The 21,349-nt window shown below is 70.0% G+C and carries 17 protein-coding genes; 12 read left to right on the top strand and 5 right to left on the bottom strand.

Features of this window, described 5'->3' with window-relative positions; genetic code table 11:
* Positions 1-31 precede the first annotated feature (31 nt).
* Positions 32-1,390, bottom strand: coding sequence for a GGDEF domain-containing protein (locus tag BL254_RS12750; protein WP_254858063.1), 1,359 nt, complete (start codon positions 1,388-1,390; stop codon positions 32-34).
* Between the two features lie 563 nt (positions 1,391-1,953).
* Positions 1,954-3,288 (bottom strand): adenosylmethionine--8-amino-7-oxononanoate transaminase, encoded by a 1,335-nt coding sequence (gene bioA, locus BL254_RS12745; protein WP_254858061.1) that lies wholly within the window; start codon positions 3,286-3,288, stop codon positions 1,954-1,956.
* Positions 3,289-3,580: 292 nt separating this feature from the next.
* Here bioA and BL254_RS12740 point away from each other — a divergent pair, with 292 nt between their 5' ends.
* From BL254_RS12740 to BL254_RS12730, 3 genes are all read left to right on the top strand, one after another.
* A complete protein-coding gene (locus BL254_RS12740; RefSeq protein ID WP_047224586.1) occupies positions 3,581-3,874 on the top strand; it encodes a GlsB/YeaQ/YmgE family stress response membrane protein in 294 nt (97 codons plus the stop codon).
* 64 nt (positions 3,875-3,938) lie between these two features.
* Positions 3,939-4,724, top strand: a complete 786-nt coding sequence (locus tag BL254_RS12735; protein WP_076843401.1) for a phytanoyl-CoA dioxygenase family protein — start codon at positions 3,939-3,941, stop codon at positions 4,722-4,724.
* A 166-nt stretch (positions 4,725-4,890) separates the two neighbouring features.
* Positions 4,891-5,733 (top strand): rhomboid family intramembrane serine protease, encoded by an 843-nt coding sequence (locus tag BL254_RS12730; RefSeq protein WP_076843400.1) that lies wholly within the window; start codon positions 4,891-4,893, stop codon positions 5,731-5,733.
* Between the two features lie 269 nt (positions 5,734-6,002).
* On the opposite strand, the gene BL254_RS12725 is transcribed toward BL254_RS12730, so the two are convergent.
* On the bottom strand, positions 6,003-6,572 hold the full coding sequence (locus tag BL254_RS12725; RefSeq protein ID WP_076843399.1) for a hypothetical protein: 570 nt from the start codon (positions 6,570-6,572) through the stop codon (positions 6,003-6,005).
* A 344-nt stretch (positions 6,573-6,916) separates the two neighbouring features.
* Between BL254_RS12725 and BL254_RS27035 the strand changes: the two genes are divergently transcribed.
* From BL254_RS27035 to BL254_RS12685, 9 genes are all read left to right on the top strand, one after another.
* A complete protein-coding gene (locus BL254_RS27035; protein ID WP_013873700.1) occupies positions 6,917-7,093 on the top strand; it encodes a hypothetical protein in 177 nt (58 codons plus the stop codon).
* A 475-nt stretch (positions 7,094-7,568) separates the two neighbouring features.
* Positions 7,569-8,255: a response regulator transcription factor gene (locus BL254_RS12720; protein WP_076843398.1), complete on the top strand. Its 687-nt coding sequence runs from the start codon at positions 7,569-7,571 to the stop codon at positions 8,253-8,255.
* Positions 8,256-8,647: 392 nt separating this feature from the next.
* Positions 8,648-12,040, top strand: coding sequence for a pyruvate carboxylase (locus tag BL254_RS12715; protein ID WP_076843417.1), 3,393 nt, complete (start codon positions 8,648-8,650; stop codon positions 12,038-12,040).
* Between the two features lie 348 nt (positions 12,041-12,388).
* Positions 12,389-13,072 (top strand): AfsR/SARP family transcriptional regulator, encoded by a 684-nt coding sequence (locus tag BL254_RS12710; protein ID WP_235433753.1) that lies wholly within the window; start codon positions 12,389-12,391, stop codon positions 13,070-13,072.
* A gap of 194 nt (positions 13,073-13,266) precedes the next feature.
* Entirely contained in the window at positions 13,267-13,422 is a 156-nt protein-coding gene (locus BL254_RS27030) for a lasso RiPP family leader peptide-containing protein (protein WP_157180597.1), read from the top strand.
* Positions 13,423-13,816: 394 nt separating this feature from the next.
* On the top strand, positions 13,817-15,751 hold the full coding sequence (locus BL254_RS12700; protein WP_047224581.1) for a lasso peptide isopeptide bond-forming cyclase: 1,935 nt from the start codon (positions 13,817-13,819) through the stop codon (positions 15,749-15,751).
* A complete protein-coding gene (locus BL254_RS12695; protein ID WP_013873706.1) occupies positions 15,748-16,017 on the top strand; it encodes a lasso peptide biosynthesis PqqD family chaperone in 270 nt (89 codons plus the stop codon). Before BL254_RS12700 ends, BL254_RS12695 begins: the two co-directional genes overlap by 4 nt.
* A gap of 35 nt (positions 16,018-16,052) precedes the next feature.
* The gene (locus tag BL254_RS12690) at positions 16,053-16,514 is read left to right on the top strand and encodes a lasso peptide biosynthesis B2 protein (RefSeq protein ID WP_076843397.1); all 462 of its coding nucleotides are present in this window, start codon (positions 16,053-16,055) and stop codon (positions 16,512-16,514) included.
* Entirely contained in the window at positions 16,511-18,511 is a 2,001-nt protein-coding gene (locus BL254_RS12685) for an ABC transporter ATP-binding protein (RefSeq protein ID WP_076843396.1), read from the top strand. The genes BL254_RS12690 and BL254_RS12685 overlap by 4 nt, the downstream gene beginning before the upstream one ends.
* Before the next feature lie 166 nt (positions 18,512-18,677).
* Here BL254_RS12685 and BL254_RS12680 read toward each other — a convergent pair whose 3' ends face one another.
* The gene (locus tag BL254_RS12680) at positions 18,678-19,274 is read right to left on the bottom strand and encodes an LppP/LprE family lipoprotein (RefSeq protein WP_047224580.1); all 597 of its coding nucleotides are present in this window, start codon (positions 19,272-19,274) and stop codon (positions 18,678-18,680) included.
* Between the two features lie 549 nt (positions 19,275-19,823).
* Complete coding sequence (locus tag BL254_RS12675; protein ID WP_076843395.1) at positions 19,824-21,209, bottom strand: M20/M25/M40 family metallo-hydrolase; 1,386 nt, start codon at positions 21,207-21,209, stop codon at positions 19,824-19,826.
* Positions 21,210-21,349: the final 140 nt, after the last annotated feature.

The following is a 21,349-nucleotide window of genomic DNA, read 5'->3' as shown; positions in this document are numbered from 1 at the left end:
ATGTGGCGTTCGTGGTGAACGGTGCGGGGTGTCAGGCGGTCGTCGGGGCGTGGGAGGCGTGGGAAGTCAGACCGGCCGCCAGGCGGACGCGGTTGCGGCCGTCGGCCTTGGCCCGGTAGAGCGCCGCGTCCGCCGTCTCCAGCAGGGCGGCCAGTTCCACGTCCGTGCCGGCCGCGGTGGCCACCCCGACCGAGACGGTCACGGACACGCAGACCACGCCGGCGGCGTGGCTGTCCGCCCGGCAGCGCATCCCGGCCACCTGCCGGCGGATCCGGTCGGCGGCCCGGGCGGCGGCGTCGAGATCGGTGTCACAGAGCATGATCACGAATTCTTCGCCGCCGAACCGGCCGACGAGATCACGCGGCCGGGTGGCGGCGCGCAGCGCGTCCGCGACACACATGAGAACGGCGTCGCCGGCCAGATGGCCGAACTGGTCGTTGACCTTCTTGAAATGGTCGATGTCCACGATGAGCACGGACATCGGACGGCCCGAGCGCCGGATGCGCAGCACCTCCTTCTCCGCCGTCTCCCGCCAGTAGGCGGGGTTGGCCAGCCGGGTCTTGGCGTCGGTGCGGGCCGCCTGGAGCAGTTCGGCGTGTAGCAGGCTGCGCTGGAGCAGGAGGGCGGGCGGCGTCGCGGTGAGCATGAGCAGGGGGTGCGCGGTCCACAGCACGGCCAGCCCGATGGCGGAACACATCTCGGCGGCGTCGACGGCGAGTATCTCCCGCCGACCGCCGGCGAACGRCCGGCGGGCCGGCTGTGCCGATCTCGGATGCGCGCACCACAGCATGCCGCGCAGCAGAACACGGTTGAGCACTGTGTAGGTGAACACCGCCACGACCAACGCGCCGATACGCCCGGACGAACCCACCAGGGTGTCGATCCGGTACGGCCCCTGGGGCGGGGCGAGCGCCCGGTGCACGCTGGCCGCGCAGAAGCCCGACACGCCCAGTGCCGCCGCGTTGAAGACCTGCCGGTACCGGGGCTGCGCGGCATCCTGGCCGTGGGAACGGAAAAGGCAGTGCAGGGGTATGTGCAGGACTGCGGCGTACAGCGGTGGGAGAAGAAGCGTGACCGGCAGGGTCCAGTTCGACAGCAGGTCCCGGTGCGGCTCGTCCTTCCGAAGACCGGGCACACCGAGATGCCGGGACGTTTTCATGGCCAGCCGGCCGAGCAGAACGAACGCCCCGAAGGTGAACAGGTCGGCAAACCTGAAGGAAAGCCCGAACAGGCCGACAAGGACAACTACCAGACACAGTACGTCGACGGCGACAAGATAGCGGACAAGCCGTGGCGGAAGGCTCCACAGCGCAAAATGTGACACCTGTTCGGCCAGCCGTTCACCGGCCTGCCGGGCAGCCTTTCCCCCGCGCTGCCAGGACTGCCGCACGAGTCGCCGGAGCCGCCGCGACCGGGATGGGGGGGACGGCCGAGGCGACCGGGACGGCCGCTGTGACGGCTGGGACGGTCCGGGTGCCAGCGGCTGGGACGGCTGAAGYGGCTGGGACGAGCGAGCTGGCCGGGGCAACGGTGGCCGGGATGACGGCTGGGACGGTGACTGGGATGGTGAACGAACTGGCGAGCAGGGTGGCGGACGCACGTCGGTCTCGCCGGCGGTGGAGTCCGCCGCCGCGGCCGCGTCATGCGTCGTTGTTCCAGCGGGATGCRCGGTTTTCCCCGGATTCACCGCTCCCCGGAGAGGAGGTAACAAAATGTGGGACATCATGCCGGGTCGACCTTCCTCCCCGTTCGCCTCGTTTCGGTTTGATGTGCACCGACTCGTTACTCAGAGTCATCAACAGAAACAAAGAGTACGGACGGTGGCCCGGCGACCGCAACCACTTCGATGTTGTCCCGATGTCAGAAACCGTCGGGCGATGCCCGAGGAGATGACCCCGACGCGGCACACAACCGTTCCGACAAGCCCATTGCCGCAGGTCAGCGGTTAGATCATCAGGTGGTGCGGGCGACCGCCTCCACCATGGCGGCGGTCAGCGCGGCGACATCTGGGCGTGTCATGACGTATGGGGGCATCGCGTACACCAGCCGGCCAAACGGACGCACCCAGACCCCCAGCTCCACCAGCAGCGGCTGGATCACCCGCATGTCGACCGGCTCCCGGGTCTCGATCACCCCGATCGCGCCCAGCGTCCGCACGTCGGCGACACCGGGCAGTGCGCGGGCGGGCGCGAGCCCCTCGGCCAGCCAGGTCCGCAGATCGCCGACCTGGCGCCGCCACGGCCCGGACAGCAGCAGGCCGATGCTGGCGTTCGCCACCGCCGCGGCGAGCGGGTTGCCCATGAACGTCGGCCCGTGCATGAACACGCCCGCCTCGGACGCGCACACCCCGGCCGCCACCTCGTCCGTGCACAGGGTCGCGGCCATCGTCAGGTATCCCCCGGTCATGGCCTTGCCGACGCACATGATGTCCGGGCTGATCCCGGCATGGTCGCAGCCGAACAGCTCCCCCGACCGTCCGAACCCGGTCGCGATCTCGTCGGCGATAAGCAGGATGCCGTGGGCGTCGCACAGCTCACGCAGCCGGGCCAGCCAGCCCGGGGCGTAGAAGCGCATCGCCCCGGCGCCCTGCACCACCGGCTCGCAGATCACCGCGGCGATCTCGTGCTGGTGCTCGTCGAGCAGCCGGGCGATGCCGGCGACATGCTCGTCCTCGCAGGGCTCGTCAAAGCCCGGCCGCGGCGCCTCGGCGAAGAGGTGACGCGGCAGCAGACCGGTGAACAGATGGTGCATGCCGGTGTCCGGGTCGCACACGGCCATGGCGCCGGAGGTGTCACCGTGATACCCCCGGCGGATGGTGAGCAGCTTCGTCCGGCCGGGACGCCCCCGTCCCCGCGCGTACTGCAACGCCATCTTGATCGCGACCTCGACGGAGACCGACCCGGAGTCGCAGAAGAACACCCTGGTCAGCGGCGGCGGGGTGATCTCGACCAGGGTGCGGGCCAACGTCACCGCGGGCGCGTGGGTCAGCCCGCCGAACATGACGTGGGCCATGTCGTCGAGCTGGGCGCGCACCGCCGCGTCCAGGACCGGGTGGGCGTAGCCGTGGATGGCGGCCCACCACGACGACATGCCGTCGATCAGCTCCCGCCCGTCGGCCAGCCGCAGCCGCACCCCGGACGCGGACGCCACCGGGAACACCGGCAGCGGGTCGGTCGCCGACGCGTACGGATGCCAGACATGCGCCCGGTCGTCGGCGAGCAGCTCCCCCACATCGGCGTACCGAGCCGACGTGTCTCCCTCCGGACGATGCCGCGGACGATGCCCCATACGCCATGTCTACCGTGCCCCGTCCATCACACGTCATACGGCGTACGCCGTCCCGCCCACGGCCCACCGCCGATCTCGGCGCGCTCCTGGCCGTCTGACCATCCGCGGCGGATGTGACGGCTGGGTGGACGGCATGTCCCGCGGTGGTCACGGCGGCCGGCCGCCGCGGTATGGACAGGCGGCAACGGACCATCGGCGTTTGCGAGGAAGCCGCGTGGAGATAATCCCACCGTTGGTGACAACGGCTGGTGACAGTTACTGGTGACAACGACTCCCACCGGGGAAGGCCACCATGTTTCAACTGATCTGGATCATCCTTGCCGGCCTCGTGATCGGCCTGTTGGCACGACTGGCCGTCCGGGGGCCGCAGCGGATCCCGCTGTGGCTCACGATCGTCGTCGGCATCGTCGGCGCGCTGGTGGGCAACATCATCGCCAGTGTGCTCGGTGTCCGCCACACCGGCGGTTTCGACTGGATACGCCATATCCTGCAGGTCGGTGTGGCCGCCGGCCTCGTCGTCCTCCTCACGCCCCTGTGGCTCAACCGCAACACCCACCGTCCCGACGAGCACCGCCAGTATCGGTAGGCCCTGGCTCTCCGACGCCCGCCGCGAGAGGCCCCGACCCATACCCGCACTGCATGATGGCCGTATGACGAACGGTGTCGAYACGTTGCCGGAGACGTCCGAGACATCGGAGAYGATCGCGGGGCTGGCCGCGGACTTCGACCGCGACGGTTTCGTGATCGTCCGCGGGCTGTTCACCGAGGCGGAGACGGCCGCGCTCGGTGCCGCGCTCGCCGACCTCCAGCGCCGGATCGGCACCGGCGATCTCGACCGCTCCTGGGCCGGGGACGATCTCGGCGGCGACTTCAACGGCAATCATCCGCCGTATGTGCACTACGTCGTCGGGGTCACGCACCTCTCCCCCGTCGCCGCGGCGGCGATCCGCCACCCCGTCCTGCTCGCGCTCGTCCAGCGCATCCTCGGCAACGACCACTGGCTGTACGACGTGGACGACCACGGTGTCATCTACCAGGACGCCCGCCCCGGCGCCGGGATGACCTACACGCGGATCGGCTGGCACAGCGACCACCAGTCCCGGCCGACGTCGGAGATCTGGCCCGGGGTGGYGCTGACCTTCCACATCGACGCGACATCGCCGGCCAACGGTTTCCTGCGGGCGGTGCCCGGCAGCCACCGCGGGGACTGGGACGCCGTCCCCGGCGGCTTCGGCAAGCTCCCCGGTGAGGTGGCGGTCTACTGCGACCGCGGTGACGTGCTGTTGCACCACAGCGACCTGTGGCACGCCGCCGCCCGCGCCACCGAGGATCCGCCCGGTGGCGTACGCCGGCACATGCGCGGCAGCTACATGGGCGGCCGCCCCCTCGCCCCCGGCGAACACCTCGAGCCCTTCAACAAGAACGCCCTGCGCTGACCACTCGACCAGCCTCGAACTTCATGCAGCCTCGAACTGCATGATCGTTGTGATTCTGGTGCTGCTGGAACAGCAGCAGAATCACAACGATCACCGTGTTAGCTGGGCCAGCCCTCATCGGGTGGGTGGTTGTCGGTGACGCGGACGGCGCGGGCAGGATGGGTGCGTGGTCCTACCGATTCACGACATCAACCCGCTGCGCCGCCGGCCGGTCGTCACCTGGCTGCTGATAGCGGTCAACGTCGCCGTCTTCGTGCTCTTCGAGCCGATCGTGACCTCGGTCGCCGGAACCGCCACGGCGACTCCGCAGAGCGTCTGCGAGCAGGAACGGTTCTTCGACCACTGGGGCGCGGTCCCCACCGAGATACTGGACAACAAGCCCGCCCCTCAGGCGCCCAGCGGCCGGYCCGCGGGCGTGAACCCGCAGGGCCAGGTGCTGTGCGAGGTGGAGTCCCCGCCGTCGTTCAACAAGTCCCCGGTCCTGTCGGTACTGACCGCGATGTTCCTGCACGGGAGCTGGCTGCACCTGCTCGGGAACATGCTTTTCCTCGGCGTGTTCGGCAACAACGTGGAAGACCGGATGGGACGCTTCCTCTATCTGATCTTCTACCTGGCATGCGGATACGTGGCAACCTACGGGTTCGCGCTGTTCGAGTCGGACTCGACCACGACGCTCATCGGCGCCTCCGGAGCGGTGGCCGGCGTGCTCGGCGCCTACCTGGTCGTCTTCCCGCGGGCGCGGGTCATCGGCCTTGTCACGTTCCTGTTCTTCCTGCCGTTCTGGCTGCCGGCCTGGATAGTGCTCGGATTCTGGTTCCTGCTCCAGTACATCTATTTCATCGGTATGGGTGTCGCCGAGGGCGGCAGCGTCGCCTACGGCGCCCACGTGGTCGGATTCGTTTTCGGCGCGTTGGCAGYCCTGCCGTTCGTCCGCGAACTGCGGGCCGCGGGGCCGGCCCGATACCAGCCGCCCGACCAGCGGTGGGTCCGCCGGATGCCCTGGCCCTGACCGGCCGACGCTGACGGGCCGACGGCGCCGGCCCGTCAGCCGCATCCAGGAAGGCGGCCGGAACCGGCCGGTCGAGTCGGCCGGTCCACGGAACACTCTCGCCGTGTTTTCACACTATGTGCCGGTGGACGGGCTGCCGCGCTCGTCCACCCACCCGTCGCGGTCATCGCGTGCAGGCAGATACGGGCGAGCCGGCCCGGCCCGGGCCGATCAAGCCGGGGGGCCTGGCAGCCCGGCCCGGGCTGGTCACCCGCCGGCAGCTGACATGTTCAGACGGTGACCGTCGTCGACCGCCACAGGCGCCGCTYCTTCCCCGCCTTCTTCTCGGCCGGGTCGCTTCCGACCTGATCCTTCCCGACCGGGGCCGCAACCGGCACGGCCGACGCGGGTAGATCGATGGCGACCGTCCGCCAGCCCTCGTAGACCTCCTCGGACGGGAACCCCCGCGCGGCCAGGGCCTGCGCGGCGCCGACGAGCTGCTCGTACGTCCGCTGGTCGTCGACCTCGTCGGCGCGGTCAGCGTGGTCGTCCTGTGCGGCGTACCGGCGCACGACGGTGCCACCAACACGCAACGGCGCGCCACCCGGCGCCAGGGCACCAGCTGACAGCGGGGTGGCTGACGGTGCGTCAGCTGACGGTGTGCCGTCCGCGGGCGCGCTGGCGGCTGACGGGGTGGCCTCGCCCAGAGTGCGTGTCAGTGTCCAGGTGCGCACGAAAGCGACGGTGTGTGGCTCGTCCGGATCGGTGGTGGGCAGACCGCCCACATACTCCTCCAGAATCCTGACCACCTGTTCGACGGCCGCGGGACCCGGTTCCGCGTCGTCCTTACCCAAGCCCATCTACAACATCCTCTCCGGATATGTGGATAACTCCGGACCGTGACCGCCGGAGCGTGACAGCCGATGACAACCGAACCGTGACGACCGCGAACCGCCGCACGCGGAACCGATAGCGCATCATCCCGGATGATGCGGTTGCTTCCGGCACCGGGGTGCTCACGAGACATTGCCGACACATACGCCCACAAGGTGTTTGAACGCCCGACCGGGAGTAAAGATCGACCAATCCGCTGATCGGGAATGGGGCGTCCGGGTGGGACGCCGGGCACGACGTCGTGCGGGCCGCCGCCCGGACACGCTCCTCACGAGCTCCCGCGGGCCCCTCGGCCCGGGAAAGGACCATCATGCGTACCCGGGTACAGGTCCCCGTCATCGCCCTGATCTGGTTCGCCGTCGGCATCGTCGTCGCAATCAACAGGGACTACCAGGTGCACACCGGTTCCCAGCTCGCCACCTTCGTGCTGGCCGTGACCATCTGGCCGGTCCTGCTCCTTGGCGGCAGCGTGAACATCCAGCTCTGACCGGTACCCGCCCGGCTCACCTCCCACCGCACCGGTCCAGCGCCCCGAAGCGCCCCGAAGCCGACCGGGTATCCCGCCGAGCCTGGTCCCGCCCCCCGTCGGCACCCGCCCGGGCGGGGCCGCGACGGCAACGGCGGTGGCACCCGCGGCACCATCAGCACCGGCACCGTGTCGGTCGGGATTCGGGATTCGGGATCCGGCCCGTGCGGCCGGCCGGCGGCGGTACCGGTGTCCCGCCACCGGGTGTGTCGAAGTATGCGCCGGCCGCGGCAAAGGAGGCATCCGGCGATTACCTGGGACCTGCGGGTCGAACCGTTCCAGTCCGGGCTAGAATCTGTTTGCAGAATATGACGTGCGGTGACAGACAACCCGGCTAGACGACCCGGCCAGCCGGCCAGACAGCCCAATCAGACAACATGGCCAGACACCCCGGTCAGGCAGCCCAGTCGGACAACCCGGTCAGGCGGAGAAAACCGTGTCAGAAGAATCTGCGAACGCGGCCGGGCCCACCGATGTCACGGTGGGTGCCACGCCCATCCGGGTCTTTCTCCTTGACGATCATGAGCTGGTTCGCCGCGGGCTGCGCGATCTTCTTTCCGAGGAGCCCGACATCGAGGTGATCGGCGAGGCCGATCATGCCGACGGGACGGACCGGGCGATCCTCGCCGCCCGGCCCGACGTCGCGGTGCTGGACGCACGCCTGCCGGACGGCAGCGGCATCGAGGTGTGCCGGCAGGTCCGTTCCCGCAACCCCGCTGTCGCCTGTCTGATCCTCACCTCGTTCGATGACGAGGAGGCCCTGTTCACCGCGATCATGGCAGGTGCCGCCGGGTATGTCCTCAAGCGGGCCCGCGGTACCGCTCTGGTGGACGCCGTACGGCGGGTCGCGGCGGGCCGTTCCCTCCTCGATTCCGCGGTGACCCCCCGGGTACTGCGCCGCGCGGGGCAGGAACCCGTCCACGACGAGCGGCTCGCCACCCTGACCGAGCAGGAACGCCGCATCCTCGCGCTCATCGCCGAGGGGCTGACCAACCGGCAGATCGCCAACCGCCTGTTCCTGGCGGAGAAGACCGTGAAGAACTACGTCTCCAGCCTGYTGGCCAAACTCGGGCTGKAAAGCCGGACCCAGGCCGCCGTCTTCGCCACCAAGCTCGCCCACTGACGGACGCCCTCCCACGGACGATCGCTGGACGATTGCTGGACGATTGCTGGACGATCATTGTGTGCCGGCACACGCTGGCCAACGAGCATATAATTACTCTCARTAGCTATCGATCGGACCGCGACATCGGACCGCGTCAGGCGCCCACCCGGCTGCCATTGCCTGCCGAAGCTGCCCACTGATCCCACTGGCCGCTGAGGTTGTTGGCCGCTGGGCCGCCTGCCACTGAGGCCGATGTGCCGTGGCGTGTGCTATGGCGTGTGCCGTGGCGCCGTCGCGCAGCCGCCCAGATACATCAACAGAAGCACATGGATAAAAATGCTGCGACAATTCGCCGAGTCGGCGGCCGCTTCGGGGTCGACCTGGTCCGCGTCGTGGAGGGTGACACCTTGATCAATAAGGTCCTGGTCGCGAATCGCAGTGAGATAGCCATCCGCGTCTTCCGTGCCGCGCACGAGCTGGGCCTGCGCACGGTTGCTGTCTACACGCCCGAGGACGTGGGCTCACAGCACCGGACAAAGGCTGACGAGTCCTACGAGATCGGCAAGCCCGGCCACCCCGTCCGCGGCTATCTGGACATCGACGCCCTGCTGGCGGTGGCGAAAAGGGTCGGCGCGGACGCCCTGCACCCGGGATACGGCTTCCTGTCCGAGAGCGAGGCGCTGGCGCACGCGTGCGAGCTGGCCGGGGTCACCTTCGTCGGCCCCCCGCCGCCGGTGCTGCGGCTGACCGGGGACAAGGTGGCCGCCCGCGAGGCCGCGGTGGCCGCGGGCCTGCCGGTGCTGCGGGCCTCGGCGCCGGTGACCGAACCGGCCGCCGCGCTGGCCGCCGCCGAGGCCGTGGGCTTCCCGCTGTTCGTGAAGGCGTCGGCGGGCGGCGGCGGCCGTGGCCTGCGCCGGGTGAACCATCCAGAAGATCTTGAAGACGCGGTGACGAGCGCGATCCGGGAGGCGGCGGCGGCCTTCGGGGACGGCACGATCTTCCTCGAGCAGGCCCTCGACCGGCCCCGGCACATCGAGGTGCAGGTCCTCGGCGACGCCACCGGCGAGGTAGTCCACCTCTACGAGCGKGACTGCTCGGTGCAGCGACGTCACCAGAAGGTCGTCGAGGTCGCGCCCGCTCCCCTGCTCGACGCCGCCGTGCGGGACCGGCTGTGCGCGGACGCGCTGGCGTTCGCCCGGCACGTCGGCTACGTGAACGCCGGCACGGTGGAGTTCCTGGTCGCCGCCGACGGGTCGCACACCTTCATGGAGATGAACCCGCGTATCCAGGTCGAGCACACCGTCACCGAGGAGGTCACCGGCGTCGACCTGGTCGTGGCACAGCTGCGGATCGCCGGCGGCGCCACCCTGGCCGACCTGGGCCTGTCCCAGGAGTCGATCAGTATCCGCGGGGCCGCGGTGCAGTGCCGGGTGACCACCGAGGACCCGGCGGACGGGTTCCGCCCGGACACCGGAAAGATCACCAGATACGAGTCCCCGGGCGGCTCGGGCGTCCGGCTGGACGGGGCGATCTACCAGGGCGTGGAGATCACCCCGTACTTCGACTCGCTGCTGGTCAAGGTGACCGCCCGCGGCGCCGATCTGGCGCAGGCCACCGCGCGGGCCGGCCGGGCGCTGGCGGAGTTCCGGGTCCGCGGCGTGCGCACGAACGTGAAGTTCCTGCAGCGGCTGCTCGCCGAGGAGGACTTCCTCGCCGGCCGGGTGACCACGTCGTTCCTGGACGACCGGCCAGGGCTGTTCCTCGGGGACGGCGGCACCGACCGCACCAGCCGGCTGCTCGACCGGCTGGCCACCAGCACCGTCAACGGCCACCGGCGGCCGGCCACCACTCTGATCGACCCGCTGGGCCTGCTGCCGGCCATCCCGGCCGGGGCGGCGCCGGCCGGCTCCCGGCAGCTGCTCGCCGAGGTCGGCCCGCGTCAGTGGGCGGCGCGGCTGCGGGCCGAGACCCGGCTCGCGGTCACCGACACCACTCTGCGTGACGCCCATCAGTCGCTGCTGGCGACCAGGCTGCGCACCACCGACATTCTCGCGATCGCCCCCGCCTACTCCCGGCTCGTCCCCGACCTGCTGAGCCTTGAGTGCTGGGGCGGGGCCACCTACGACGTGGCGCTGCGCTTCCTCGCGGAGGACCCGTGGGAACGCCTCGCCGCCATCCGCGAACGGGTTCCCAACATCTGCCTGCAGATGCTGCTGCGCGGACGCAACGCCGTCGGCTACACCCCCTACCCGGACGACGTGGTCCAGGCGTTCGTCGCCGAGGCGGCGGCGACCGGCGTCGACATCTTCCGGGTGTTYGACGCGCTGAACGACATCGAGCAGATGCGGCCGGCGATCGACGCGGTCCTTGAGGCAGGCGCGGTCGCCGAGGGAACTCTGTGTTACACCGGCGATCTGGTGGACCCCGCGGAGCGGATCTACACCCTCGACTACTACCTGCGCCTGGCCGAACAGCTCGTGGCCGCCGGCGCGCACGTACTGGCGATCAAGGACATGGCCGGGCTGCTGCGGCCGACCGCCGCACGCGTCCTGGTGGCGGCGCTGCGGAAGAACTTCGACGCGCCCGTGCACGTACACACCCACGACACCGCCGGTGGCCAGCTGGCCACCCTGATCGCGGCGGCCGAGGCCGGCGCGGACGCCGTCGACGCCGCGTCCGCGCCGCTGTCGGGCGGCACCAGCCAGCCGAACCTGTCCGCGCTCGTCGCCGCTACCGACCACACCCCACGGGCAACCGGGATCAGCCTGGCCGCGCTGTCGGCGATGGAGCCGTACTGGGAGGCGGTCCGCGACCTCTACGCGCCGTTCGAGGCCGGGCTGCGGGCGCCGACGGGCGCCGTCTACCGGCACGAGATCCCCGGCGGTCAGCTGACGAACCTGCGCCAGCAGGCGATCGCCCTCGGGCTGGGCGCCAAATGGTCCCAGGTGCAGGAGTGCTACGCCCTGGCCAACGACCTGCTCGGCAAACCCATCAAGGTCACGCCCACCAGCAAGGTCGTCGGGGATCTGGCGCTGTTCATCGCCGGCGGTGACATCGACGTCGCCGTGCTGCGCGAGCATCCCGAACGCTACGACCTGCCGGCCAGCGTCCTGGGCTACCTTGCCGGCGATCTCGGCACGCCACCGGCCGGCTTCGCCGAGCCCTTCCGCGAACGCGCGCTCGCCGGCCGGCAGCCGTCCGCGCCCGTGACCGACCTGGACCCGCATGACGCGGCCGCCCTGCGGGTGGACGGACCGGGGCGGCGCGAGACGCTGTCCCGGCTGCTGTTCCCCGGGCCGTGGAACGACTACACCGCCGCCGTGGCGGCCTACGGCAACTCCGCCACGGTCCCCACCGAGGAGTTCTTCTACGGCCTCACCCCGGGACAGCCGGTGACCATCACCGTGGAGCCCGGGGTGGAGGTCATCGTCGAGCTCAACGACGTCGGCGAACCCGACGACGCGGGCATGCGCACCCTGTACCTGCGGGTCAACGGCCAGCCACGGCCGGTGTCGGTGCGGGACACCTCGATCGCGACGGTGTCCAAGGAGGCCCGGCGCGCCGACCCCGGCGACCCGGCACAGATTCCCGCGGGGCTGCCCGGGCTGGTCACCTATACGGTCGCTGTCGGTGACGAGGTGCGCAAGGGTGACCGGTTGGCCACCATCGAGGCGATGAAGATGGAGGCCGCCGTCACCAGCCCGCACGCGGGGACCGTCACCGAACTGCTCCACTCCTCCGGCGTTTCCGTCGAGGTCGGCGATCTCCTTCTTGTGGTGACCCCCGTGCCGGTCCCCAGCTGAGCGGCTTCTTCAAGATCATCCTGATTGGTGCGACTCCAGACAGGGTACCGCTAGCACGTGGCCGTACTCACGGCATGTGYCGCATTCGCACAGCGCCCCGGTCAGCGATCCCGGAAACGGATGTCGCCGACCGGGGGAAGGAGTATGCGCCTTATCCGGTGAGTTTCTTTTGTCGAGCCGGCTGTAGCCAGGTACGGGAGTACCCGCGGAATGGAGTCATACGCCAGTCAGATGAGCACGGAAGTACGCGGACTCCGGGGCGAGAGAACGCGGTTCCGCGTACTGGGGCCATTGGAGGTGTACGGATCTGACGACACACTGATCGATATTCACCAGCACAAGCCGCGCATGCTGCTCTCGCTACTGCTCCTCAATGCCGGGACCTGGGTGAGCATCGACCGGATCTGCGCCGTCCTCTGGGAGGACGAGCCGCCCAGATCCTCGTTCGGAAACATCAAGACCTATGTGTCGCAGTTGCGGCGGACGCTCCCCCCGGCTCCTCCCACGGATAACAGGATAGAAAGCAGGGCAGGCGCCTACCGCATCAACCTGGCGCCTGGTGAACTTGACGTKTCGGTTTTTGACAAAATGGCGTACCGTGGCCAGGAGGCGTTGCGCGAAGGCGCCGGCGAGATTGCCGTCGAGTATTTTCAGAAAGCGTTGGAACTGTGGCGTGGACAGCCTTTCGACGAACTGCCCGAGAGCATCACCCTGGCCGAGGCGGCACGGTTGGAGGAGCAGCACTGGGCGGTCCTGGAAGATCTGATCGACGTCCGTCTCTCCCGCGGCCACCAGGACGCCGTCCTGCCCACGCTGCGTGCGCTGACCATCGAATATCCCCTGCGGGAACGGCTGTGGGGCCAGCTCCTCCTCGCGTTGCACCAGTCGGGCCGGCGGGCGGAGGCGCTGTCGGCGTACCAGACCGTGTACCGCCTRCTGGCCGAGGAGCTCGGCGTCGAGCCGGGAGCGGGGCTGCGTAGGCTGCACCAGCGAATACTGGACGCCGATCTCAGTGTGGAGACCGAGCGGTGACCGGYGGCAGACGGTACGGAAACGCACCTTTTTCGCTACGGATGTACGCGGGTTGAACCTTCACTGAACCTCATGGTCGCAACATGGAGGAAGGGTTGGTTCCCAATGGGCCAGCCCGGAGAGATCGGATGGAAGAGGCCGTCCGACCAACGATGGTCGGGCCGATCATCCGAGAGGACTCCACAGGAGGCACCATGAAAGCTCCGTACCAGCCGCCCGCGCTCCAGGAGGTCGGCACCTTCCCCGTCGTCACCGAAGGCTACTACGGCGGCCATCGGCGGGACTACTACGGCGGATACCACAAGTTCCGCAGGTTCCGTAGGTTCCGCGGATTCCGTCACGGCTACTAGAACACCACGGACTGGAACGCCGCTGAACACCAACGGTTCACCCGCGAGCGGGTGCTCCCGCACCCCGGCTGATCGCCCCTGCGGCGTCGACCTGGAGGGAACATTGCTGCCCGGGTCAACACGCCCGTGCTGTCCGGGCGCAGCTACCCCGCCCGCTGGTCGGACTACGACCGCTGTTCAGCGGCCCCGTGGACAAGCCACATAGCCCGGTGGCTCCCTGCCGTCGTGCACGGTGGCAGTGAGTAACTCTTACTGCCACCAGCGGCGTGCGGGGACGCGGGGAGCGGACATTTTCCTCGACAGCGACTGCCGACGGTGRCCCCGGCCGCAGCCTGTCATCCTGATCTCCGGTGCGAAGAAACAGGCGGACAGTGCATGAACAGGTGGACAGCGCATGACAGGACTTCCCTCTCCCGGAACACCGTGGTTTCTCACTCTGCCCGATGCCGGTCACCTGGCCGGGGCCGTCAGCCCGGTCGCCGAGCGCGCCCCGCGAACGCTGCGCTACCGTTCCGGCCGGCCGTGGCTGCTTGGTGACTGGTCCGACGACGCGGTCGGCTCCGACGGCCACGGCAACGATGCTGTCGGCGACACTGTCGTGGTCGCCGAGGCCGGGACCTCCCGACTGGCGCTGATCGGATGTTGCCCGGTCAGCGCCGCCCACCTCACTCGCGCTCTGACGCGGATACGGGAGGTCACCGCGCTCGACATCCTGATCTCGTCGCTGCCCGGCAGTTTCCACGTCGTGGCCGACATCGACGGCCGCCGCCGTGTTCAGGGCACCGCTTCGGGCCTGCGGCGGGTGTTCCACACGGTGTTGGACGGGCAGGTCATCGCCTCCGACCGCGCCGACGTGCTGGCCGCCTGCGTCCGCGGCGAGCTGGATCCCACCGCTGTCGCGCTGTCCCTGCTCGACCCGTCGGCGCCCTACCCCCTGGACGACCGGCCGATGTGGCGCGGTGTGGAGGTACTCGCGCCCGACCATTTCCTCCTGGCCGACGGCGACGGACGGGCGCGCACCGTCCGCTGGTGGCGCCGACCCGAACCGGTGCTGTCGCTGGAGACGGGAGCACCGCTGCTGCGCGGCGCCCTCACCGAGGCGGTGGCCGCCCGGGCCGGTGCCGTCGGTGGCAGCGGTAGCAGCACCGGTGGCAGCAGCGGTGGCACGGTGAGCTGCGACCTGTCCGGCGGACTCGACTCGACAGCGGTGTGCTTTCTGGCCGCGAGAAACCCGGTGACGCTCGTCGCCTACACCGGTATCGGCCGGGATCCGGGCGATGACGATCCGGAATGGGTGGACCTGGCCGTGGCTGGTCTGCCGGACAATCTGCCGAACATGGTGCACGAGGTCCTGCCGCGCGACGAGCTTCCCCTCGTCTACGACGGGATCATGACCGCTGACGAAGCGCTGGACAGGCCCTTCCCCGGCATCACCGACCGGGCGAAGATACTCACCGGCCTGCGCCGCGTGGCCCTTTACCGCCCACGTGTCCACCTGACCGGCCTCGGCGGTGACGAGGTCGTGCAGGGAACATCGAACTACCTGCCCGCGCTGCTGCGCAGGCGTCCGTGGGCCGCCGTCGACCGGTTCCGCGGCTTCCGGATCCAGCACCGGTGGCCGTTGTGGGCGGGCCTGTGGATGCTTCAGCCGCGCGGCTACCACACCTACCTGGCGCAGCTGGCCGCCCAGGTCACCGGCTCCCGCCCGATGCCCGGCCTCGCCGACCTGGACTGGGCCGACGCCCCCCGACTGCCCAGGTGGCTGACGCCGCACGCCGTCACGCTGGTGCGCGAGGCGCTGGAGGCGCTGGTGGACTCCGCGGCGCCACCGCTGGCCGGGACCCGTGACGGGCATCATGACCTGCTGTCCATCCGAACGGCCGCGGGAGCCACCCGGCTGTTCTGCCAGCTCGCCGCGCCGACCACCGTGACCCCGGCCGCCCCGTTCCTCGACGATCGGGTGATCGAGGCCGCCCTCGCGGTTCGCCCGGAGGAACGCACCACCCCCTGGGAGTACAAGCCGCTGCTCAAGGAGGCCATGCGCGGGATCGTGCCGGACCGCTCCCTGCGACGCGTCACAAAAGCGGAGGGTTCGGCGGAGGAGGCGGCGGGGCTGGACGCCCACCACGACCAGCTGCTGGCGTTGTGCGAGAACTCCCGGCTCGCCGATCTCGGGCTGGTGGATCCGGAGAAACTGCGGGCGTGCTGCCGGTATTCACACGCGCCCGAGCGGGAACACGAATCTCTCCACCAGACCTTCGCCTGTGAAACATGGCTTCGGGTGCTCACCGGCGACCGGGCGGCCGGACATCCGCTGGGGGCAGCATGACGAGGTTGCGGCAGGCGGTCGCCCACACCGAAACCGACTATGGTGCCGCGCTCCTGGACGAGCGCAGCGGTCGATACTGGTCGCTCAATCCGACCGGGGCGCTCGTGTTACGCGTGCTGCTCGGCGGCGGCAGCCCCGCCGACGCCGCCGCCGCCGTCACCGACACCTGTGACGTGGACGCAACCACCGCGGACCGTGACGTGCGGGCCCTGCTGACCGAGCTTCGCGCGGCGGGGCTCCTCGCGACCGGCGCCGCCGACCGGTAATGCCGACGCACGTTCACCCCGGGAGGTGACGGGCAATGACCACACCCATGTCGGTGAGCCGCCGGGGAGACAGCCTTGCGCTACGGCGACGGCCCCTGGCCCTGGCCGCGGTCGCGGCCGCACGACTGCTCGCCACCCAGCCTCCCAGCCGGATCCGTGCCGTCCTGACCTGCCTGCGCCGGGGTGCCGTGCCAGCCGACTACCAGCAGACGCTGGCCGCACGCAACGCCGTGACGGCGGTGAGCATGGTGTGTCGCAGCGGCCACGGCTGCATCCCCCGATCCATCGCCACCGCGCTGCTCTGCCGGGCATCAGGGGTCTGGCCCACCTGGTGCGTGGGCGTCCGCGCCGTCAGCCCGTTCGCCGCCCATGCCTGGGTGGAGGCGGACGGGGCGATGGTGGGCGAACGGGAACCAGCGGGCTACTTCCGGCCGCTTCTCACCGTCCCCCCGCCAGCGGCGGGGATGGCCACGGCGGCAGGTGTCGGAGCGTCATGAGGATCATCGGCCTGCCGGGCGGCCCGGCGGAGCGGACGACCACGGCCAGGCCACGGCCGACCGACTCGGACGGCGACGCGGCGCACACCGACGGTGTGCCCGGGGAACGCCTTCAGGGCGACGGACCGTCCGGCGACGGAGCATACGAGGACGGGTCGCAGGCCGGGGAACTGCGGCTGCGCGGACTGTGGCGTCTGCTGCGCGGACACGGCTCGCTGGTGGGGATCGCCACCGCGCTGACGGTGGTCGGCACCGTCCTCGGCGTCGCCCAGCCGCTGCTGGTGAAGGACGTCATCGACCTTGCGCAGGCCGGCGGCGTCCCCGGATCGCTCATCCTGCTGCTGTTCGCGCTCTTCGTCGGCCAGGCGCTGACCGACACCCTCGGTAACTACCTGCTGGAACGTGCCGGCCAGGGAATCCTGCTCGATCTGCGGATCCGGCTGGTCGATCACCTGCTGCGGCTGCGGATCGGGGTCTACGACCGGCGGCGCATAGGCGACCTGATCTCCCGGGCCAACACCGACACCACCCTCGTCCGTGAGGCGGTCGCCTACAGCTTCTCCACGGTCGTCACAAGCGTGATCGGCGTCATCGGCGCGGTCGTGATGATGGTGTGGCTGGACGCGCTGCTCTTCCTGCTGGTCCTGCTCGCGGCCGTGGTGGCCGGGGTGATGGTGCTGGGCGTGATGGTGCGCATCCGGATCACCTCGGAACGCGGCCAGGCCAGCATCGGGAGCATGACCGCCGACCTCGAACGGGCACTCACCACGATCCGCACCGTGCGGGCCAGCCGGGCCGAACGGCGTGAGAGCGCGCGCATCRCCGGCCACGCGCGGGACGCCTACCGGGCCGGGGTGCGGATGGCCGCGTTGGACTCGGTCGTCGCTCCGGCCATCCAACTGGCCGTGCAGGGATCGGTTCTGGTGGTGCTGCTGGTCGGTGGAGTGCTCGTCGCACGGGGTTCGACGTCCCTGGGTGATCTCGTCGCCTTCCTGCTCTACGCCACCTATCTCGTCATACCGCTGTCCGATCTGTTCGAGGTCGCGGGGACGATCCAACGCGGCATGGGAGGGCTGCGGCGTGTCGACGCGGTCTTCGCGCTACCCCGCGAACCGGACACCGCCGGTGCCGCCGAGCGGCGTCCCGACCCCGGCCGGGACGGCCCCGGACCGCGGGCGCTCCGGCCCGCCGGCCGGCACGGGAGACAACTCGGGGACGGGCAGGCGGTCGAACAGGCCGGGGACACTCCGGCGGTCGAGTTCCGTAACGTCTGGTTCGGCTACTCCGGCGAACCKGTGCTTCGGGACGTGTCGTTCACGGTGCCGCCCCGCGGCCACATCGCGCTGGTCGGCAGGTCCGGTGCGGGCAAGTCCACCGTGTTCCAGCTCATCGAGCGGTTCTACGAACCGGACCGCGGGACGATCCTGTTCGGCGGGCGGGACGTGGACATCCTCGACCGTGCCACCGCCCGCACCTGGGTGAACCTGGTCGAACAGCAGACCCCGGTGCTGCAGGGAACGCTGCGTGACAACATCGTCTATGCCGCGCCCGACGCCACCGAGGACGAGCTGCGCTGGGCGATCAGTACCGCCGGCCTGGCCGACCTGGTCGCGCGGATACCCGACCGGTTGGACACCGAGGTCGGCGACCACGGGGTTCTGCTCTCGGGCGGGGAACGCCAACGGGTCGCCATCGCCCGCGCGTTGCTGGCCCGGCCCGCCGTCCTCCTCATGGACGAGCCCACCTCCCAGATGGACTCGCTCACCGAGCGGGCGCTCACCCGGGCGATGCGTCAGGTCTCGGCATCGCATGCGCTCCTGGTCATCGCACACCGGATCTCCACGGTTCGCGCAGCCGATCGGATCATCGTCCTCGACGAGGGAAAGGTGGCGGCCACCGGACACCACGAGCATCTGATGCGGGTGAGCCCGCTCTACCAGGAGCTCGCGTCCAGCCGGCTGGACGCTGACCCGGACCTTGGCCGGGGGCGCCCATGAGGGGGCCGGCCGTAAAGGGGCCGGAGCAGGGTTCTGGGGAAGGCCGTGCGGGCCTGGTGGTCGTCCAGCTCCGGCAGTCCGGATGCGTTTGACCGTATCGCCGGTGGCTGCGGGGCTGGCCGGTCCGCGTCGCGGACCGGCCAGCCCCGGTTGGCCCGCCTCGTCCTCAGCTCGCGGTGCTCGTCGAGCCCGTGCTGCTCACCGCCCGTCGGCTTGCCGACGCCGACCAGTCGGCGGGCGGGACGGGGTCGAGAGGAACAGCCGTCGTACCGTTCCACTGGTAACGCACAGTCGCCGCGCCAGCGGTGGGGCAGCACAGCGGGTCATCGGGCCGGTAAAGCTGGTAGGACAGCGCGACGACGTCGTCGGTGGACCACAGCCACTCGACGGTCGCGCTCGGTAGCTGGGTGTCAGTGCCGACCAGACGGCCGTGGTGGAAGAGGAACGCCTGCTGGGGATGGCCGTCCACGGCGGCGGTCCAGCGTCCGACGATCACGCTGAGGTCGTTGTCCGGGTGGTAGCCGGCCGTCCCGGTGGGGGTGTAGCCGTGCTCCCGGACGACCGCCGTGGCCGTTTCGGTCCCGTCAGTTCCGGAAGCGGACCCGGAAGACGGCGCGGACACGGGCGCGGCGGACAGCGGCGTCCCCGGCCCGGGTGGCCGCGGCTGTGGTGCCGACGCGGCGAGAACACGCCCGTCGCCCCACCCGCTCAGCGCGACCGTGACGGCCACCAGGGTGGCCACCAGACAACGACGAAAGGCCATGACATCCCCTCTCCCCTGCCCGCTCTCTGCCTTGTCCGCTGCCCGTACGTCAGGGCTGACTCCCCGCCGTGGCCGGGCTCCCGCTGGCGGAGATACCCGTTTCACACCCGCCTACTCGGCCATTCGTCCCTCACACCGTCTCCGGTCGACCCAGAGCCGGGACAGCCGGTAAATCGATGAAAAGGTAAAACGAATGTCCGGTATTATGACCAGACGCCGGAAGACCAGCCATCAGAATACAGACAACCACCGGAGCGCAGACGAAAGAATACGGACACCTACAACGACGCGGGCAGCCGGGCGAAAAAGGAAACAAATCGGTACGGTACGACACCCGGGCGCATCACATGTTATCCGGACTGCCCGGCCGACTGGTGGGCCACACGCGGTACACGCACGTTTCCGCTGTCTTCTGCCGGACATGGCCGGTACGGCCCGGCCCGCCTGGGCCAGGCCGTACCGCGCGCGGTGCCCCGAGGCGGCCCCACGCGAAGCGCTACAAGAGCGGCAGTGCGCGAAGCCGCTACCAGGGCGGCACCGCGCGAAGCGCTAGGAGGCGGCCAGGAAGCGGTCGAGGACGCGGACGCCGAACCGCAGCGACTCGACCGGCACCCGCTCGTCCACACCGTGGAACATGCCAGCGAAGTCCAGGTCCGGTGGCAGCAGCAGGGGCGAGAAACCAAAGCAGCGGATACCGAGCCGGGAGAACGACTTGGCGTCGGTACCCCCCGAAAGCATGTAGGGGACCGGGCGGGCGGCCGGGTCCTCGGCTTTCAACGCACCCGCCATCGCGTCCACGAGCGGACCGTCGAAACCGGTCTCCAACGCCTGGTCGAACACGACCCAGTCACGCCGGACGGCCGGGCCGATCAGCTCGTCGAGCTGACGGAGGAACTCCTCCTCCTGGCCGGGCAGGAAACGGCCGTCCACATGCGCGGTGGCCTCCCCCGGAATGACGTTGACCTTTTCTCCCGCGTTGAGCTGTGTCGGGTTCGCGGTGTTGCGGATGGTCGCTCCGATCATCCGGGCGATCGGGCCGAGCTTGGCGATCGTGGTCTCCAGGTCGTCGGTGTCGATCTCGATACCGAGCGCGTCCCCGATGGAGTCCAGGAACGTCCGGACGGTCGGGGTCAGCACGATCGGGAAGCGGTGCCGGCCGAGCCGCACGACCGCCTCGCACAGCGCCGTGACCGCATTGTCGTCGCTGACCATCGAGCCGTGCCCGGYCCGGCCGGCGACGGTGAGCTTCATCCAGGCGATGCCCTTCTGAGCCGTCTCGATGAGGTAGAGGCGCAGGTCGTCGGAGACCGTGTAGGAGAAACCACCCACCTCGCTGATCGCCTCGCTGCAGTCGGCGAACAGGTGCGGGTGGTTGTCGACCAGCCAGCGGGCTCCGAGCCTGCCGCCGGCCTCCTCGTCCGCGACAAAGGCAAGCACCAGGTCACGCGGTGGCCGCCGACCGGAACGCAGCAGGTCACGGACGACCGCGAGCGTCATCGCGTCCATGTCCTTCATGTCGACCGCGCCGCGTCCCCACAGACTGCCGTCGACGATCTCGCCGCTGAACGGGTGGACCCGCCAGTCCGCCGGGTCCGCGGGCACCACGTCAAGATGACCATGGATGAGCAGCGGCGGGCGGTGCGGATCGACACCCTCGACCCGGGTGATGACGCTGGTACGGCCGGGTTCGGACTCCAGGATGGTGGTCTGAAGGCCGACCTCGGCGAGCTTGGCCGCCACGTATTCGGCGGCGGCCCGTTCGTTGCCGTCGCCGTTGCCCCGGTTCACCGAGTCGATGCGCACCAGGTCACGACAGATCTCGACGGCTTCGTCCTGCGCGGCCGTGCTCACCGCCGCCGGGCTTGCGGCTACCGGGCCCGCGGTCTGCCGCCGGGCCGGGGAGATGTCGTCGGACGCGGGGATGTCGCTCGCCATCACACCAGTCTGCCAGCCCGGCCGGCTCGGCCGACGGCAACCACGCCGGATCGCAACACAGCCGTATCCCACAACACCCGTATTGATTGATTCCGCTGCCGGAGGAGGGAAGTCCACACCCGGGGGGATGCCCCCGATCC

The sequence above is a fragment of the Protofrankia sp. BMG5.30 genome (assembly GCF_001983005.1).
Lineage (GTDB): Bacteria > Actinomycetota > Actinomycetes > Frankiales > Frankiaceae > Protofrankia > Protofrankia coriariae.
The sequence above is the reverse complement of the archived record's forward strand: the minus strand, read 5'-3'. Positions and strand labels throughout refer to the sequence as shown.

Bases quoted from the DNA above. Each gene is read 5' to 3' on its own strand.
- bioA (WP_254858061.1), bottom strand. From the start codon at position 3,288: ATGGGGCATCGTCCGCGGCATCGTCCGGAGGGAGACACGTCGGCTCGG.
- BL254_RS12740 (WP_047224586.1), top strand. From the start codon at position 3,581: ATGTTTCAACTGATCTGGATCATCCTTGCCGGCCTCGTGATCGGCCTG.
- BL254_RS27035 (WP_013873700.1), top strand. From the start codon at position 6,917: ATGCGTACCCGGGTACAGGTCCCCGTCATCGCCCTGATCTGGTTCGCC.
- BL254_RS27030 (WP_157180597.1), top strand. From the start codon at position 13,267: ATGAAAGCTCCGTACCAGCCGCCCGCGCTCCAGGAGGTCGGCACCTTC.
- BL254_RS12700 (WP_047224581.1), top strand. From the start codon at position 13,817: ATGACAGGACTTCCCTCTCCCGGAACACCGTGGTTTCTCACTCTGCCC.
- BL254_RS12695 (WP_013873706.1), top strand. From the start codon at position 15,748: ATGACGAGGTTGCGGCAGGCGGTCGCCCACACCGAAACCGACTATGGT.
- BL254_RS12690 (WP_076843397.1), top strand. From the start codon at position 16,053: ATGACCACACCCATGTCGGTGAGCCGCCGGGGAGACAGCCTTGCGCTA.
- BL254_RS12680 (WP_047224580.1), bottom strand. From the start codon at position 19,274: ATGGCCTTTCGTCGTTGTCTGGTGGCCACCCTGGTGGCCGTCACGGTC.